The organism is Exiguobacterium sp. s127, from assembly GCF_018618695.1.
GTDB classification, from domain to species: Bacteria; Bacillota; Bacilli; order Exiguobacteriales; family Exiguobacteriaceae; genus Exiguobacterium_A; species Exiguobacterium_A oxidotolerans.
On record NZ_JACSMO010000011.1, the window covers coordinates 36,668 to 54,372 of the forward strand.

The 17,705-nt window shown below is 37.6% G+C and carries 15 protein-coding genes; 12 read left to right on the forward strand and 3 right to left on the reverse strand.

Going from position 1 to position 17,705, the window contains the following annotated elements:
• Positions 1-544: 544 nt before the first annotated feature.
• From KNP98_RS13200 to KNP98_RS13210, 3 genes are all read left to right on the forward strand, one after another.
• A complete protein-coding gene (locus KNP98_RS13200; protein ID WP_188005475.1) occupies positions 545-1,195 on the forward strand; it encodes a hypothetical protein in 651 nt (216 codons plus the stop codon).
• Positions 1,196-1,534: 339 nt separating this feature from the next.
• On the forward strand, positions 1,535-2,023 hold the full coding sequence (locus KNP98_RS13205; protein ID WP_214811789.1) for a hypothetical protein: 489 nt from the start codon (positions 1,535-1,537) through the stop codon (positions 2,021-2,023).
• 488 nt (positions 2,024-2,511) lie between these two features.
• Positions 2,512-3,309, forward strand: a complete 798-nt coding sequence (locus tag KNP98_RS13210) for a DUF3800 domain-containing protein (protein ID WP_214811791.1) — start codon at positions 2,512-2,514, stop codon at positions 3,307-3,309.
• Between the two features lie 67 nt (positions 3,310-3,376).
• Here KNP98_RS13210 and KNP98_RS13215 read toward each other — a convergent pair whose 3' ends face one another.
• A complete protein-coding gene (locus KNP98_RS13215; RefSeq protein WP_214811794.1) occupies positions 3,377-4,681 on the reverse strand; it encodes an HNH endonuclease family protein in 1,305 nt (434 codons plus the stop codon).
• Positions 4,678-6,612, reverse strand: coding sequence for an AAA family ATPase (locus KNP98_RS13220; protein ID WP_214811796.1), 1,935 nt, complete (start codon positions 6,610-6,612; stop codon positions 4,678-4,680). Before KNP98_RS13220 ends, KNP98_RS13215 begins: the two co-directional genes overlap by 4 nt.
• A 546-nt stretch (positions 6,613-7,158) precedes the next feature.
• On the opposite strand from KNP98_RS13220, the gene KNP98_RS13225 reads away from it, so the two are divergent.
• Positions 7,159-7,635 carry a DUF6932 family protein gene (locus KNP98_RS13225; protein WP_214811798.1) on the forward strand — a complete coding sequence of 159 codons (477 nt, stop codon included), beginning with the start codon at positions 7,159-7,161 and terminating at the stop codon, positions 7,633-7,635.
• 623 nt (positions 7,636-8,258) lie between these two features.
• Here KNP98_RS13225 and KNP98_RS13230 read toward each other — a convergent pair.
• Positions 8,259-9,137: a helix-turn-helix domain-containing protein gene (locus KNP98_RS13230; protein WP_214811800.1), complete on the reverse strand. Its 879-nt coding sequence runs from the start codon at positions 9,135-9,137 to the stop codon at positions 8,259-8,261.
• Between the two features lie 90 nt (positions 9,138-9,227).
• Here KNP98_RS13230 and KNP98_RS13235 point away from each other — a divergent pair, with 90 nt between their 5' ends.
• From KNP98_RS13235 to KNP98_RS13270, 8 genes are all read left to right on the forward strand, one after another.
• On the forward strand, positions 9,228-10,028 hold the full coding sequence (locus KNP98_RS13235) for a sugar phosphate nucleotidyltransferase (RefSeq protein WP_214811802.1): 801 nt from the start codon (positions 9,228-9,230) through the stop codon (positions 10,026-10,028).
• Positions 10,021-11,109 (forward strand): CDP-glucose 4,6-dehydratase, encoded by a 1,089-nt coding sequence (rfbG, locus tag KNP98_RS13240; RefSeq protein ID WP_214811804.1) that lies wholly within the window; start codon positions 10,021-10,023, stop codon positions 11,107-11,109. Before KNP98_RS13235 ends, rfbG begins: the two co-directional genes overlap by 8 nt.
• A complete protein-coding gene (locus KNP98_RS13245) occupies positions 11,106-12,065 on the forward strand; it encodes an NAD-dependent epimerase/dehydratase family protein (protein ID WP_214811807.1) in 960 nt (319 codons plus the stop codon). Before rfbG ends, KNP98_RS13245 begins: the two co-directional genes overlap by 4 nt.
• On the forward strand, positions 12,058-13,173 hold the full coding sequence (locus tag KNP98_RS13250) for an alanine--tRNA ligase-related protein (RefSeq protein WP_214811809.1): 1,116 nt from the start codon (positions 12,058-12,060) through the stop codon (positions 13,171-13,173). Before KNP98_RS13245 ends, KNP98_RS13250 begins: the two co-directional genes overlap by 8 nt.
• A 15-nt stretch (positions 13,174-13,188) precedes the next feature.
• On the forward strand, positions 13,189-14,079 hold the full coding sequence (locus tag KNP98_RS13255) for a class I SAM-dependent methyltransferase (protein ID WP_188005486.1): 891 nt from the start codon (positions 13,189-13,191) through the stop codon (positions 14,077-14,079).
• A 10-nt stretch (positions 14,080-14,089) separates the two neighbouring features.
• Entirely contained in the window at positions 14,090-15,115 is a 1,026-nt protein-coding gene (locus KNP98_RS13260; protein ID WP_214811811.1) for an asparagine synthetase A, read from the forward strand.
• Positions 15,116-15,223: 108 nt separating this feature from the next.
• Positions 15,224-16,456: a tetratricopeptide repeat-containing glycosyltransferase gene (locus KNP98_RS13265; RefSeq protein WP_214811813.1), complete on the forward strand. Its 1,233-nt coding sequence runs from the start codon at positions 15,224-15,226 to the stop codon at positions 16,454-16,456.
• Between the two features lie 36 nt (positions 16,457-16,492).
• On the forward strand, positions 16,493-17,692 hold the full coding sequence (locus KNP98_RS13270) for an ATP-grasp domain-containing protein (RefSeq protein WP_214811815.1): 1,200 nt from the start codon (positions 16,493-16,495) through the stop codon (positions 17,690-17,692).
• The last annotated feature ends 13 nt before the right edge of the window (positions 17,693-17,705 follow it).

Below are 17,705 nucleotides of genomic sequence, written 5' to 3' on the forward strand. Positions count from 1 at the left end.
TTATCAGATTCCGAGGGTGCGATTCCTGAAGAACTAAGATGTTAGTCCTCGGTAAAATAGTTTCGTGGAAGCATGCCTCTTCAGTCTCTTGACCCAATCAAGTCCTACTTGTTCGCGATGATTACACGATTCGACGTATCGGTGTGAGTTTTCTTGATTCGGTCCCTAAACGGACGTCGAAAAGTACTTACCTGTTAGACGTCGACAGTGGATGAGTTTCTTTGTTATCATTCGTTTGATTTCCACTGAGACGAGTAAGTTGCGTCCTAGAGCGAAGTCGGCGGAAGTAGAGGATGTGAGTCATGAGGCGCTACTTGGTGACACATATATGAAAAAGGACCGGATAAACAATTCGGTCCTTTTTGAGTTTCCTGACTGACTACCATAAATCCGAAGTAAGTCGTACTTCAAAGAAAAGGTTGTCTTCAAATACCTAAAAGCCTTACAACAGCTTAAGGGTTTTAGGATATTGTTGTTTAGAATGATTTCTGGTAGACTAAGTTCATGAAGTCAAAAAAGAAAGTCAGAAGAAGGAGTGATGTCAATGAGACAAGTATTCCAGATCAAGAACAAACCGCATGGGTTCGACCGGGGGAAACAGTTCCTCGACGAAGGATTCGTTTGTATCGGATGGCCGGGCATCGGGAATCTTGAGAATGCTGACAAGAATGATATACGACGGGAGCTCGAACGGGAATACCGATATGACGGTCAGCGACTCGGAGCCTATACAGGGGTGGTCAACATGTTCGTCAACGTCGTGGAACCGGGGGATATCATCCTCGTCCCGGATGGTTCGATCGTGTATGTCGGAATCGCGGGTCCTTATCAATACCTGAAAGAGTATGACGACCAGAAGATTGGCATGTGTCATCGTCGTCCCGTCGAGTGGAGGGCAACGGTCGCGAAGTCAAGTTTGGATCAGAAGGTCGTGGACTTCGTCAAGAACCGTGGCACAATGACTAAATTCTCTGGGAGGTTGGACGAGACTAGATTGGCGCCACTCCTTAAGGAAGACATGAATGATCCGTTCGCCATCATCGAAGGGAAAATTGAATTGAATACGAATGACGGAATGTTCGACGAGGAGATAGTTCGAAAGGCGAAGGACGTATTACTTGATACGTTGAATTCAAATGATCCTGATTTACGCATGAAGGCAGCAATTGAGATATTAAGGCTCTCGAGGAACTGAATCGAATCTACCAAATAGTATTATGGACGAGGCCTAAGGAAAAGGGAGGGCGATTATGCTGAAGACGATTGATGGAGAGATGGTGACGATTGTAGACTATGAATCACACTTCAAGAAGAGAGTATAAAGCATCGACCAGAAGAATTATCGTTTCCTAGTAGAAGAGTTGAATCATGTATGTCATAGGTAGAGGTGGAGTACATGCCTAGAGCTGAGAGCTGGGTTCCGATGCGAGTCCAACTGAATTGCCTATCGTAAGAACAGCACATAGGCTACGAAGTTCTATAGCAGAGCCCTTTATAAGGAAATTGATGAGAGGTATGGTGAATCATGGATGATGTGACAAGATATCTTAAAACGATGGATGATGATGAATTGGTGAGGTTATATGGTATTTGGTATGAAGAGATGAAGGAAAGAGGAATCATCCGGACACGGAACGTGGTCGGCGAGATAGGAGAATATTTTGCCATCGAGACATATCACAGCAATCCGCGCTTTCCAAATCTTTCACCTGCACGGGTCAGTATGAAGCATTTCGATGCGACTAGCGAAGATGGAACGAGGTATACTGTGAAGACGGTCACGAGTACGTCGACAGGGGTATTCTACGGTCTGAACCATCCGGAGTCGGAAGCGGAAGATGAGCGACTGTTCGATTATTTGATACTTGTCAGGCTGAACAAGGACTACACGCTCGCAGGCGTCCATGAGATGGCCTGGAATACGTTTCTTGAGTTGAAGAGCTGGCACTCACGGATGGCTGCATGGAAGATGGCCATCAATCAGCATGTTTTGTCATGCTGTATAAGAGTTGATAGAGAATGAAAAGTCTATAGTGAGATTTAAATTTAGAATCGCATGGAAAGAGAGGATGCAACTTGAATATTATGTGATTCTCATTAGATAATATAGGCTACTTTTAGTCATACCTCCTTATCGTATGAATGCATATAATATTCAGTAACAAGAAGAGGGAGAGCTATACTGACTAGTTTACCAAGCTACCCCTAACCTATGCTTGATAAATATGAGTATTCGATAAGCTCCGAACCAGCAAATAGCAATCGTATGAGATGGATAGAAGTTGGTTAAAACAAGATGAATCGATAAAAAAAAACAAAACCCCACTGGCTACAAAAATGGAGTAGCCAATAGGGTTGCTCGTGTGCGACAACCAACAAGCTGCAAAATTATAGGAGCAGCCAATAGATTAACGCAAATTATTTTTTATATTCTTCCATTACATTATGCCTAAAGATTTATAAATTGTAAAGCTAGAAATCTTAAAAAGAATGAAAGGGCTGGATGTGGTAATGAAACAAATCTTTCCTGTAAGAATATTTTTTGATGAAAGCGGAAAAAATACTGAGAAAATCCACCTGATGGGAGCGTTGCTCATTCCTGAAAAAGTATATGCACATAAAGAGTTACAGCGACTGAACGAGCTGATAAAAAAGAACAACATACACTGGACGGACTACAGTGGACATGGATCAACACGTAAGAATATAGAAAAGATCCTGACTGAATCAATGGCGTACCAGAATTTAATGAAGATGAACATCATTTCATATAATCAAAACAAAATCCAGGAAGATTCAATAGACATCAAGCCAGATTTTGATGAGATTGTAGACCGTACGATTTACACGAAATTTCCAGAGCGGGTTGTCTATGGACTGATAAGAAAGTATGGGAGTCACACGCTTTTAGATGCGAAAGTATATATCGAGCACGATAATACGTACGAAGCAAAAAACTATGATTTAAGTAAGCAAATGTTTGAGCAACTCAATATTCAGTCAGTATATCGTGGCGAGAACTATAAATTAAGTCATGTTGGCTATCTGACTAAAAAACAAGAGTATGGAATCGAGTTGACGGACCTTATTCTCGGTGTTGTTAGAACAATCATCGAGAACAACAACACCTCGAAAAGGAAACGAGCAAAAAATGAACTAGTAATGGAATTGCTCAAAATTTCGAACGTATACGATTTTTTAGTCAGGATAAAGCTGTTCGAATGGGGAAAAGCTAACCAACTGATTGATACTCCAATCAAGAACTATATAGATATCTTTATGAGCGAGCAAGGAGATATCGAAATGTAAATGGCGAAGAACCGGTATCATGAATGACACCATCTGATTTTCACACGTACATTCGGAAGGTGTATCATCATTTAATCACTTGCTTGAGCTTATTCATTAAACTGGCGTCTAGCTTAATTTTTTTTGGCAAGAATCCTACTTGAATGGCTATATCCCTTCTAAGCTTGCTTAAGGGCTCCTCATTGATGCGACTTTCATCGACTACGTATCCTACTATGAAGGATTTTAATTCCTCCACATCGGAAAAAGGTGATTCGGGTAGAAGTCTATGAAGAAGGTCATCAGGGTACATTTGCCTTTTCTTGACTATTTCATGAGCATGTCCGTTATGATATCCATAAAGTGGTCTTAATTTAAAGGTGTCTATCAATTCCTCTATGTTAGAGATAGCAGGGTCATCTACCTCGATATCAATTGAAGCAGTACTAGTGACTGTCCCTGGCATAGCGGTGAAACGAAAATAAGAATGCATGTCGTGCTCGAACGGATGTAGACCAACAGGGGAAAGATTTTCCCCCCCCTTCAAGCCTTGATTACATTGCTTACAAGAAGGAACTAGATTATAGAGCGACATCGAAAAATGAGGATATGCTGACTTCGAGAGAAAATGATCGAAATCTGCTCTGATTCGACCGTCGCTCGATAAGAATGGTGTCACGAATTGTCGGTTGCAATAGGGGCATACGATTACTCCACCCTCCATAATCAATGCATAATCGCTCCATCCGTATTCAAAAATCCTAGATTTTCCTACATTAGAAAGAGTCATATGGATATCAGGAATTGTGTAGAATGCCTTCTCGAACATCTTTGATGTAGGGAGCTTGTCATCATTGAGAGCATCACAAATTTCTTGAACTCTACTTGGGAAAGCTTCGCATAACAGTTCCCTAAAATAATGACGATTCTTGAGACCGAATCGTGTCCTTGATCCTCTGCCGCTACGTCTCTTAGCGGCTGCTTTTAGGAGATTGAACAATGTGTCGGTCTTGAACGCTTCATACCCGAACAATTGATAGACATGATCACTAAAGGTCGCATCTTGTTCACGGGAAGACAGGATATTCATGATGAGCGGAAAAAGGGAAGACATCTCTTCTTGTATCTTTAAGAGTTCTGAAGGTTTTCCTTTGGATATTCTTTCTAAGTTACTCTCTATGTAGGAATAGAATGACAGCTGCTGTCTTTTGAACGCTGTTTTAAACTCTAAATTCGTGCCTCCGTACTTCAAGTGTTCTATAAGTACATTTACCGATTTTTTCTTCCAAGGAAAAGTAATCGATTTCGCTTTTGTCAGTTTCGGAATAAGGTTCTGAATAAGAAATTCATGATGTCTGATTTCGATTTCTTCTGAATAGACTAACTTAATCAACGGAGTGGTTCCTCCTCATCGTTCGAATCAATGATGTATTTTATTAATGTCTCGCGTTCATTTTTATCCATGGCCTTGAAAAGGTCCATGGATTTTTGTACTTTTCTCGAATCAGTGGCCATTGATAAAGAATCAATTTTTTCCTGATAAGCGAATCGGATTATGCGTTCGCCGATGATGTCCACGATATTTTTTATTTCACCGAGGCGTCTCTGGAAATCATGACTTCTTTCCTTAGTATCGCTAAGAACTTGGAGTTCTCGATCTATTCGTTCCAAAATCTTAGAAGACAATCGGCCGCTTGTTGCTTCTAAAGAAAAGGAATCGGTGAATAAGGAATAGATGTTTTGATTGAATGTACGTTGAACTTTATTTTGAGACTCGTTCATCGTAAGATGACAGACGTTATGGTGAGGAAGGTCGGACAATAGGACGGGAGAGTGGCTCGTTAGAATGATTTGAATTCTTTCCCTGTCTGTGAATATCCTTGAAACAACTGATATTAGTTTATGAAGATACTCGGACTGCCACCTCGGATCAAGATGACTATCTGCCTCGTCTATCAAAATCCAAATGTTCTGTTGTGGTGTTTTAGTTCGTCTCTGGATTTTTGATTTGTAAAGAAGAGAATAGAGATTCAGCAATTTAGTTTCGCCAGTACTCATCCCCCAGTCAAAACGAATGAATGGTATGTGAGAAATATCGTTGAACCATTCGAAAAAATAGGTGAATACGGCAAAATCTTTATCAGAGTCTAGATTCAAGTAATATGAATTATAATTGTATTTTTCTTTAGAAGGTGTGATTAGTTCTGCTATAAAAACCTCTACATCCTCTTCAAATGAGTATGGAAATACTGAATCAAAGGATAGATTGAATATTTTTTTGAAGACATCCAAAATTTCGGTAATCGTGAAAGAATTAAAATCTTCCAAGGATATACTCAAGATAGATTCTATTTTTGTCATGAACTCCATCATTTTATTATCAATCTCTTCTGGTACAAGTGAGGCTTTCAAAATAAACGCATCCAATAAACAAATGTTAAGCATTGCATCACCTACTTCTGAGAACTCTGCGTCGTTAAGAAGTAGATACTGGATATTTTTTTTAATCATATACAATAGTTTTTCTGCGGGTTTCTTACTCTTCTTAAGAGACATGCTATTGAACCTCTCTTCGAGAGTATGCATCAGTAGGTCCAAGTTAAATTCGAGGTGAAGTCTCTGAGGGAGGGGAAATTCCAAAAGGGAATGAGATTGTTGAAACTTTCTGACGAAGTTCAATTGATTAGTCATCTCCTCGTTAAAGTATACGGATAATGGACTACTGAACGAAATAGTCTTACTTTCTCGTGACGATTGGGATGCTTTTAATAAAGAATGACTCGTAGAAGCATCAAAAAGCAATTCAGATCGAGTATGCCGGTTATAGAAGAAATCCTGTTTGTCGATTACATCGGAAATATAGATGATACTATTTTCAGAAAAATATTTTTCTACATTCTCATCGTTAATCTGAATTAGATTTGGACCATTATTAAAATCGCGTGTATCGATTTTTAGATTTTTTAGATTTGATAAGTACATGAGCTTACTCGGATTGCTTGAATCGTCGTAAAAAATACCTAAAAACGAATTATTTAATCCATCATGAATTTTGATGTTCAAAAAATCTTTGATTATCCTAAGAAGGGTCGTCTTTCCTATTCTATTTTCTCCTATGATTACATTAGCAGTCTCAATATTGGGATAATCTTTAAAGATGAAATCATCGATCTTGTTGATATTTTCATTAAATCCTTTTAAAGAAAGTACATAATTCTCTGAGTCATGTTCCTGCTCTAGAGATGTAGTAAGCAAGTTTTGAAGAATAAACTCTTCAATTTTCTTAGAGTCTTTCGCTTGTTTTAATAGATAAATCAGTTTCACATCAGCACCCCTTGGTTACAAAAAGTAGTCAACATTAAGTATATAGTTAAATTATGTATATGTAGATTATGATTCTTTCGTGATTGTAATAATTTATGAGTTAATCATCTGATTTTCTGTGAGATAAAAGGCAAACTAGTAAATCGATTAGCAGTGAAGTACTAATAAAATATTTCTGATACTCAATCAACTTTAATCCGATGTTGATTTTTGAAAATATTCCAAGAAGCAACATATGAAAAAAGTATGGAGAATTTTGAGGATAGATTTTTAAATATCATTTTTTAAACGGATGATTTGATTAACTTCAATTAATTATGAATCGTGAGCTGTTGAACCCATCATCGATTTCGTTACATACAATAAAAACAACATTTTGTAAAAATTAAATAAAAAAACCTCAAATTTTGTTATTTTATAACTTTAAATCCAAAATATGCATAAACAAATATTTTTGTGTGAATTTGTTTGCTAACTTAGAGTTGATTTATTGAATGCGATTGATTAGCAGGACAAGTTTAACATCAGATGAGGGGTGGAGAGAAAATGAATGAGGAAGGGATTTTATCTGCAGGAATACATGAATTAAATTTGGATGACTTCTACGAAATGTTTTGTTTTAATTCCTGTCGGGAAAAATTTAAAAATGAGTTTGAAGGATTGATGCAATTCGTAAAAACGAGTGATGCTCAATTTTTATTCATAGGAGGTTCGTTCGTTACATATAAAATTAATCCGAAAGATTTGGATTGTCTGATTGTCTATCCTAAACGATCAGATATCCCTTCAAGTAAGGTCAAAGGATTAAAGGATTTGGACATACAGTATGCTTCATCGGATTTTCCGAACTCGGTCGATGCATATCTTCATTTATTTTCTCATGATTCAAGTAATGTAGAGAAAGGAATAGTACAGGTTAAAATTGGTGATACTAGTTTAAACTGGAACGTAAATTCTTTCCGAGAAAAAGACTATCAAGAAGTCAAAAATTTATACTATCTATACTCTAAATCAAAAAAATAAGCAGATTACTGAACGGATGACGTAAGAAGTCACCGTTCTTTTTTTATGGCCAAAACGGATATCTAATAAGTCATTTTTTCCAGCCTGGATATATCATGCCTCTAGGTTAGATGTTGAGAAGCTATTGATCTGACGGTATGAGAACAAGGTCATATTTCTTATGGTTTAAATTAAGTTCTTATTGCTTGAATAGTCATCACCAAGAAATAGTTCTAAAGGGTTACGATGAACAACTCTTTTAAAAAGCTTACTGACTAAAAAGAACCGACAATTACGTGTAAATTGAATGCTTATACTTAAAAACGCTACATGATGAATACATTTGAATCATATTTACTTTTTAAATAATTAATACTCTAGTCTTGAAGTCCTAACAAAAAAAGTGTAATCCACCAAAATATGCATAAACACATATTTTATGGCAATAGTTTTTGATATCTTAAAAAAGTAGAAAAAATAGTTAGGGGATATAAGAAAATGAAAAATAGCAAGTTAAATATTGTGTGCCTTCTTGTACTAGGGATTACCTTATTGTTTAGTTCGACAGCTACTTCGGTAACAGATAGAAGCACTCATGCGAATGCTTCTGTATCTCCACTTAAAACAGAGTTACCTTTTGAGCATTAAGAGTTAAAGATGTAAGTTCCCTTGTTTTGAATCAGAATTTTTTTATGAACATCGAGTTTTAACAATTCAAAAAAGAAAAGTGACTTTGAGTATGCCGAACCAATCTGTTCGGCATCGTAGTTCAGAGCTTCGAATACAGCACCTTTTTGATAATAGTATTGGCCAAGCAGCGACATGTTAGATGATTCGATGGATAGCTCAATACCTTCGTTTGTATATTTCAAAGAATTCGAATAATTCTTTTCGATGTACGATAACTTCCCAAGGTTATATAAAACTTTAATTTTAAGTGATACTCCATCGATATCTATGGGAACTTCATCTAAAATTTTCTGATATAAAACCAAACTATCATTATATTTCTTGTTCTCAGCCATGATGTTCGCTGCAGAATTTTGAATGTGAAAGTTCAACATGATGTCTGAACCGATTGATTTGTTAAGTATCAGTAACATCAGCTCGATCCTACAGGTCTCTGCATTAATACGTCCTAGATAATATGCGGCAACGTATTTCTTCCAAAGTATGAACTTCTCAAGGTCTCCGTTTATTGGAAAAGGACTGTTTAATAATTCTTCGATGTAAATCAATAAATCAGAATATTCTTTTTTATATGAAAGGCCAAGGATTTTACTCTTTATTTCCTTTGTTAGTTCCACCTCTTCATATGTCAAAATGTCGAAAAAGTGAGTGAGTGGAGTAGTAAGTTTGGTTGCTATGGAATATAGCAAGTCTATTCCAGGGAAAAAATCTCCAGTTTCGATACGACTTATTTCTGATTGACTACATATATCAGCAGATAGTTCCTTTTGAGTAATCTTTTTAGATTTTCTAATTTTCTTAATCTCGAGCCCTAGTCTCTCTTTATTTAGCACAGCAATAGTTCCTACTTTCGAATAAATTGATTTACAAAAATTATAACGTGTAAGAGCATATTTTACTATTTCTATGAAGGGGCCAAAATTATGAACAAAGATTATCCGGTTGTTTTATTGTGCGGAGGAAAAGGTACTCGTCTCGAAGGGGATAGATTTTCTCCTCCAAAATGTCTGATTGAAGTAAAGGGAAAACCGATTATTTGGCACATTATGAAGCACTATGCCTCACATGGATTCAAAAACTTTATCATTTGCCTCGGTCATAAAGGAGATATGATCAAAGATTATTTTCTTAATTTTAATATGAAAAATAGTGATTTGAACATTAGTTTTGAAGGCGGCTATTCGAATGTAGAGGTCATAAAACAGAACTTTTCAATTGAAGACTGGAACGTCAAGTTGGTAGAGACCGGTGAAGATACGATGACAGGATCCCGCTTGAAAAAAATTGAACGATATATCGAGACTGATTTATTTTTGATGACCTATGGTGATGGGATTTCAAATGTTAATTTATCAGAACTTTTAAGCTTCCATCTTGAACATGGTGCACTGGCTACTTTGACAGGTGTCCATCCAAGATCGCAATATGGTCAATTGAATATGAACGGTAATCTTGTGACTTCCTTCAGAGAAAAAGCGATATTGACGGAGCAATATATTAATGGCGGATATTTTGTACTCCATAAAAAAGTTTTAGAAGATATTGCGGAAGACACATTGGATTGTGTTTGGGAAAATAAACCACTTGAAAGATTAGTATACATGAACGAGCTATTTGTTTATAAACATGAAGGCTTTTGGCAAGGGATGGATACATTAAAAGATAGAGATTTTTTAGAAGTCTTGATGAACAATCAGGAAGGAAAGGATATTTCGTATGTCTAATGACTTTCGCGGGTTCTATAAAGGAAAGACAATCTTGGTCACGGGCCATACAGGATTTAAAGGATCTTGGCTGAGCCTCTGGCTGGTCACCCTAGGGGCGAAGGTGGTAGGGATTGGTCTTAAGCCAAATCATGAAAAGGATAATTTCGTCAAGACTAATCTTTCACGAAAAATGACTAGTATAGAAATGGACATCAAAGAAAAAGCCAGTCTTGAAAAAATAATCGAAGAACATAGACCGAGCATCATCTTCCATCTAGCGGCACAACCACTAGTTCAAGAATCTATACTGACTCCATATGAAACCATTGAAGACAATGTGATGGGAACATTGAATATCCTAGAGTGTATAAAGAAATACGAATTCATAAAAAGTTCGATTATTGTCACGAGTGATAAGACTTACGAGAACAAAGAACAGATTTGGGGATACAGGGAGATTGACCATATGGGTGGCAAAGACCCTTACAGTGCTTCTAAAGCAGCAGTAGAAATACTGACCCATTCCTATATGGAAACTTTTTATTCCGAACAAGGGACTGGGGTTGCGACAGTAAGAGCTGGAAATGTTATTGGTGGAGGAGACTGGTCGAAAAATCGTATCATTCCGGATACGGTGAAGTTTGCTTTAGAAAATCAAAGGCTCCAGATTAGAAATCCAGATTCTATTCGGCCATGGCAACATGTCTTAGAACCATTGAGTGGCTATCTATTACTGGCATATAAATTATTCGATGATCCATCACGATACAGCAGCAGTTGGAACTTCGGGCCGAATAAGGAATCGATGGTTTCGGTAGAAAAATTAGTATCCCTTGTAAGCGAACGTTTAAAAAATGTCCAATATGAGGTAGCTGATACTAAAAACTCAGAAACGGCATTTCTGAACTTGGATTATTCAAAATCTTACTTCCTGTTGGGCTGGGAACCTCGGTTATCAATCCGACAAGCGGTAGAAATGACAATCGATTGGTACAACGATTATGAAGAGAAGGATATGTATGATTTTTGTAGTCGACAAATTCTTGATTATTCAGAGATGATATTTGGTACAGCTGACATCGGTGCAATATATCAATGAGTCTGGAAAAGGAAAGAATTTTGATAGTGGGTGGATCTAGTTTCATCGGAGTGAATTTAATTCGATTTTTCAAAGAAAAATCTGTAGATAGCCATGAGTTATACGCAATCGGCTTCTCGAATAAGGTGAATTTCATTGACGACGCCCATGTCTTTAACGTTGATATCAGTGATAGTGAACAAGTCAATGATGTGATAAGAAAAGTCAGACCTGATGTCGTCTATAACCTTTCTGCACTTACTAGGGAGTCGTGGGATTTAAGTAAGATCAATGAGGTATATAAGGTGAACATGATTGGGATGATGAACCTTCTATGCAGCTTGAAAAAAAATGAAGTTCGATTGAAAACATTTATACAAGTAAGTACGGCAGAAGAGTACGGCGATGTCTCGCTAGGGAAGGTCATAGATGAGGAGTCGCCATTGAACCCCACCAGTTTTTATTCAGCGAGCAAAGCCTCTGCTTCGATGTTTTGCGAGTTGTTTAGTAGGATGTTCGAAACGCCAATCACAATCGTTAAGATTTCACTAGTGTATGGACCTGGCCAGAAGGACAGCTTCTTCATTCCGAATGCAATCAATAAAATCCTTAAGGGCGAAAAACTAGAAATGACAATGGGTGAACAAAAAAGAGACTTTGTCTATATAGATGATTGTAGCGAGGCACTATTTTTAATGAAAGATCAAGTGAAGACATTCGAGGTTGTGAATCTAGTATCTGGAGAATCAATCACATTAAAGGAGGTGATACAAAAAATCTCGAGTAAGATTTCATCCGATTCAGAAATCATCTTTGGAGCCCTGCCTTACAGAAAGAATGAAATCTTTCAAGGTTCATATTCCAACGAGAGAATCAGGAAAAGGATAGAGTGGGAACCAAAGACAAATTTCGAAGAGGGTATAACTAAAACTATTGCTTATTGTAAAGGTGAGGAATTTGATTACATATGTGAATGAAGAGGCAGAAATTCGTGAATATTATTTGAATCGTGGTTACAAGTTCATTGAGAATCAAAAGCTGTTACCGCAGAACGATCCAACAATTTTTCTGATTAACTCTACTGTAGCTCTTTTCAAAAATCAAATGAATCAAGGCGTTAGTATTGAAGATACTTCTTTGATACAAGATTGTTTCAGAAACAATTCGGATGTCAACAGCTTAATACCGCTTTATTTTAAAATGTTCGGACATATAGGCATGAAAACATCGCTTCATACCATCCTGGAAGACATAATCAGTCTATTCGAAAAACGATTTGGAATGAAGAAAGAGAATTTATGGTGCTATGTCAGTTCTAAAGACCAGGATTTAATCGAATGTTGGAATAAAGTCGGAAACCCCTCGACTCTTGTCCATATGAACGAAGAGAAGCCCGAATATGCAACCGTTTGGAAGTATGGAGATGATTATTCACTCACAGGTCGAGGTATGACGATTGTGTATCGAGACGTTCGACAGGAGAAGATTCGACCGAAGGGCATCTCTCTCGGAAACGTTATTGTGGTGAAGAATGAAATGACAGGCATGGAGTATGTTGAAACTGGATTTGGATATGATCGATTACTCTCGTTTCGCCATAAAAATGATGTATTTCAAATCCCGAGAAATAGAAGGATGATAGAAAAAATCGAAGGCTTAGGTATAAGCATTGAAGATGCGAAAGTACTGTCCCTTTTATTAAAGGCAGTCTTTAAGCTTCTTGATGAGGGCATATGCCTAGGGAATAAGAAAGATGCATATTTGCTTAAGACTACGATGAAAAAATTAATCCTAAAACTCATGGATTTAGAAAAGCATAAGAAAGAAAACATCAGTTCTATGTATGAGCGTATTTATCTGAGCATCCAAGGGCAAGAAACATTTTTCAAGCATTCACACCACCAGCTCATTCTGGCCGAAGTAAAAAGGTTTATCGCTAATCTGGATACTCTAGAAAAATCGGCCGTAAAGTTGATCAGAAAAAATAAATCATCATGTGAACGAAAAAGACTTAAGCAACAGATCATCGAGAGCTTCGGTCTTACATCTGAACATGCAGAAAAGCTTTTACAAATATATTTTTAGAGGAGATTAAATAAAATGGCTCAATTACTAGTCGAAGAAATTAAGAAGTTCAACTATGTGGATTTACTATCGTATATCGGTGAGGTAAACCGCTGCCCAGGTGGAAAACGAACTATTTTAGAAATCGTAAAGAACACGAACCTTAAACCGGGAGCACGTATTCTCGAAATTGGATCAAATACAGGTTTCACTTCTATCGAAATTGCTAAGCTTATCGATTGCGAAATCACAGGAATCGATGTAAACGAGAACGCAGTAAAAAAATCGAACGAACTACTTTTGAAAGAACCAGAATTTGTACAAAAACGAGTCAACTTTATCGTCGGTGATGCACAAAAAATTCCGTTCGAGGATGAAACTTTTGACTTGATCATCACAGGTGGGGCGAACACGTTCATTCCTAGCGAAGGACGTGAAGTAGCATTAAGCGAGTATAAACGTGTTCTTAAACCGTACGGAATGTTATCTGTCACGAATCTCTTCTATCATAGCCCTGTTCCGGCAGAACTCTTGAAAGACTTGAAGTCTGTCCTCGGATTCGAAATCAAGCCATGGACTGAAAACTATTGGTTGAAACTGATTCTCTCGTCGGGCCTTGAGTTGTTCTATCACGACAGTAAGAAAATGCAAGCACGATCGGAAGAAATCCTATCTTCTTATGTAGACAAGTTAATCCAAGAGAGTTTCGAGAATCAAGAAATTGAAGAAGATGTACTACAAGAATTTAAGTCGCAATGGTATAAAGTCATGGAAACGTTCAATGAAAACCATCGTTATCTTTCGTTCCTATTCGTAATCCTACGTAAGAATGTATTCGAAGAGCAACAAGAGCTGTTCATCGAAGAAGGTGCGATTGATCCTTGGAATATCGATGGTCCAGATTTATGGACAGAAAAAAACTTGTGAGGTGAAGAATATGTTAGTAGAAAATAAGATTACTCCAACCAAATCGTGGATGAAGCCAGAAAGTCATTATATCGAAGCGATGGACAGCGACTGGTATAAGACTTTGTTACGTGTTCAAAATCAAATCACTCATTCTACTTTTAACTTTTTCCGTGAACAAGACATCTTATCGGTTTCATTACCCATCACAACGGGATCAGTTACTAGTCCGATGGGACTGGGCAGTGATTCGCTTCCGGTAAAGATTAATTTGGAGGGCTTGGACACATATTTAGCCGATTCGATGCAGTTCCATTTAGAATATGCACTCCGAAACGTCCCGAACGGAGTCCATTATTTGATGCCTACATTCAGAGGAGAGTTAGCTGACGCTCGACACTTATGTCAATTTTATCATAGTGAAGCTGAAATCCAAGGTGATCTTAATGATGTCATGCGTCTGGTGAGTGAATATGTCCACTATCTATGTAAAGATTTATTGAAATATAGTGCTTCCGATATCAAAGCGATTGCAGGTTCGATCCAACACATCGAGGATGTGATTGAATTGAATGCCTCGTATCCGAAGGTTTCTCTAGAAGAGGCGGTTGAGTTGTTGAATCGAGATCCGCGTTACGTAGAAACCCACCCTGCTGGATTTGATTCAATCACGAATCAAGGAGAGCAAGAGTTGATTAAGCTCTTCGGTGGAATCGTCTGGTTGACACATCCGGAGTATAAGTCTGTTCCATTCTATCAAGCGATTGATTCAGATGGAAAACATGCGTTGAGTGGTGATTTGTTGTTCGGTATTGGAGAAGTGGTTGGTTCTGGTCAACGACATACGACTATCGAAGACTTGACCGAGTCAATGGAAGCACTCGATGTCGACGCAGCAGAATATGAATGGTATCTGAACATGAAAAAACTCAAGCCTATGGACACAGCAGGATTCGGCATGGGGATTGAAAGATTTATTTTATGGTTATTTAAGCATGATGATATTCGAGATTGTCAAATGATTCCACGATTCAACGGTGTGGAAATCAATCCATAATCAATGATGTAGGTGTAGCTCAAGGGGAAAATGACATTCCTCTTGGGTTACGTATGTTTATTCATTTGTTTTTTCGTTTTTAGAAAAAAATTCTAGGAGATTATTAATATGTCAATTACAGCTTGTATTCTAGTCAAAGATGAACCGGACTTGTTAAGAGGCTGTCTAGAACATCTGAAAAAGTATGTGAATGAATTTGTCATCGTAGACAGCAGCAATGGCACGGAATGCTCAAATATCTCTAGAAAATTCAATGCGAAGGTGATTCCGTTTAATGAACTATTTCCTGAAAAAAAGAATGATTATTCTGAATCGATAAAACGGAATCTCTGTTTAGACGAAACTGGAACAGAATGGTCTTTAATACTTGATTGTGATGAGCGAATACATAGAAGCGACTTAGAAAAAATCGAGACGTTAATCGAGAAGTATCAGCATCACGATAACGTGCTAGGATTCACGTTGTCTAGATATGAGTATACGGGATTAGGAAGATGGGCGTTTAATCGACAGATTCCAAGATTGATTCGAAAGAAACGTGAACTAAGATACAACCAGGTGAACATCCACACGTCCATCCTTCCATCCGTCAGAAATCTTGGAGGAGAAATCATCGATTCAGGGATATCAATCCACCATTATGACAATATAATCTACAATCGAGCAAAGTTCAAAAGAAAGATATACCGCGGCGAACTCCACAAAGAATGCCTTCGGAAGGAACTCTCAGAATCGGAGTTATCAGACGTGACATTGTTTCTAGGACTCGAATACAGCGTCATCGGCGAAACAAAAAAAGCGGAAAAATTATTCTTAGAAGCTATTCGAATAGATGGAAATAACTCGTATCTAGGCAAGGTTTTCCTAGCACAGCTATATCTGGCAGAAAAAAGATTGAATGAAGTCAAAGAAATATTGAGCGAGCAGACTTCTGACGATACCATGCTTACGCTTCTAGCAGAAGTACATTATTTAGAAGGAAATCTTGATAAGACGTTGGCACTATTACTTAAAAATCTAAAGATTAATAAAAATGCTGCCCATACTTATATAAATATTGCTTCGTTATTAGAAAAAACTTCTCCAAAAATGGCTTTAGAGTTTTTACAATCTGCATTACAACTTAATCCATATTTATTAGATCCCATCTTATATAAGGTCGGAGATTCCCCTAGTCTATTCGATAAACAGTTCTCATTAATTAGTGCGGTCAGAACATTTAAAAGCCATGTAGCCTCATGTTTGAGCATGTTGGATTCTCTCGAAGAGGATGAAAAATGGAACCGGATTTTCCGAGACTATCAATCTGAGAAAATTCATGATGAGAAAAAACTGTTGTGATATCTCAATTTTAAATGAAAGGTGTTTTAATCGATAATGAAAAATATTTTAACGTTCGGCTATAGGAAAGAGATAGCAGACATCTGTGAAGATAAGGGATTTAAGCTAGTAGTATTACTGGATGCGTGGGATGATGTAGATCAACTTCCTTCACCTAAACAAAATGAGACCAGAATTCTTACGAAAAATAATACCAGTATGGAGGATGTGTTATCTGCACTTATCGAGAATGAGGAGACTAATTTTGATGCGGTATATTCGGCACATGAATCTTTTGTCGTTAATGCATCGTTTTTGTCGAGTGTATTTACGAAATCCAAAGGTTTTCCAATGACTTTGATCCGTTTTAGAGACAAGCAATTACAAAAAGACTTTATCAGGTCTGAATATAGAACGGCATCTTCAAGAAAAATATCCGTTCAAAACAAAAAAAGAGAACTAGACGCAGTTGGCTTTCCATCAGTAGTGAAGCCGTTAAGTGGTTCTGGTGCGGAGCATACACATGTGGTCCATGATGTAAGTGGATTAGAGAAAATTCTTCAACATCATGCACATAACACAAACCTTCCACAACAATTGATAGTTGAGGATTATGTAAAAGGAGAAGAATGGCACATCAATGGGTGGATGCAAGAGAGTGTTTTAGAATTCGTCACGGTCTCTAGATACTTGAAGCCTTGTATCGAAACCAAGAATGGATGGATGAACAGTAGTATCACATATCGCCCTGAGGAAAATGAGGCGTTATATCAAGAAGCCCGAGTGTTCGTGGAAGGTACGTTGCGAACATTAGAATTGAACGACGGTGTATTTCACATGGAGCTGTTCCGTGACGAAGAAGGGTTTGTGTTTGGAGAATGTGGGGCCAGGGTGGGAGGTTATCCGGTTCCTTCAGTAATTAAAGCGATGTTCGATGTGGACTTACATGAAATCGCAATGACGTTCGCATTAGGAGAACAGGTTTTGACAGTGGAAGCTGCATCTTCATTTTATTACGGAGAAACCGATTTACCACCTCTAGCATCAAATAAAGCGATCTTACCAGACGAGAAAGAATTATATCAGATACCTGGTGTAGAACGTGTGGAATACAATTGGAATCCTGGTAGCGATTTGCCTGACCCTACTAAGAGCACGACTTCATCAACGGGAAGCCTGATGGTAAAGGGGACGTCAGTGGAGGATGTCGAAAAAACGCTGGAAGAAGCACTGTTAAAGTTCAAAGGACTAACTTGATACTTAAGGGAGG

Bases quoted from the DNA above. Each gene is read 5' to 3' on its own strand.
- KNP98_RS13200 (WP_188005475.1), top strand. From the start codon at position 545: ATGAGACAAGTATTCCAGATCAAGAACAAACCGCATGGGTTCGACCGG.
- KNP98_RS13210 (WP_214811791.1), top strand. From the start codon at position 2,512: ATGAAACAAATCTTTCCTGTAAGAATATTTTTTGATGAAAGCGGAAAA.
- KNP98_RS13225 (WP_214811798.1), top strand. From the start codon at position 7,159: ATGAATGAGGAAGGGATTTTATCTGCAGGAATACATGAATTAAATTTG.
- KNP98_RS13235 (WP_214811802.1), top strand. From the start codon at position 9,228: ATGAACAAAGATTATCCGGTTGTTTTATTGTGCGGAGGAAAAGGTACT.
- rfbG (WP_214811804.1), top strand. From the start codon at position 10,021: ATGTCTAATGACTTTCGCGGGTTCTATAAAGGAAAGACAATCTTGGTC.
- KNP98_RS13245 (WP_214811807.1), top strand. From the start codon at position 11,106: ATGAGTCTGGAAAAGGAAAGAATTTTGATAGTGGGTGGATCTAGTTTC.
- KNP98_RS13255 (WP_188005486.1), top strand. From the start codon at position 13,189: ATGGCTCAATTACTAGTCGAAGAAATTAAGAAGTTCAACTATGTGGAT.
- KNP98_RS13260 (WP_214811811.1), top strand. From the start codon at position 14,090: ATGTTAGTAGAAAATAAGATTACTCCAACCAAATCGTGGATGAAGCCA.
- KNP98_RS13265 (WP_214811813.1), top strand. From the start codon at position 15,224: ATGTCAATTACAGCTTGTATTCTAGTCAAAGATGAACCGGACTTGTTA.
- KNP98_RS13270 (WP_214811815.1), top strand. From the start codon at position 16,493: ATGAAAAATATTTTAACGTTCGGCTATAGGAAAGAGATAGCAGACATC.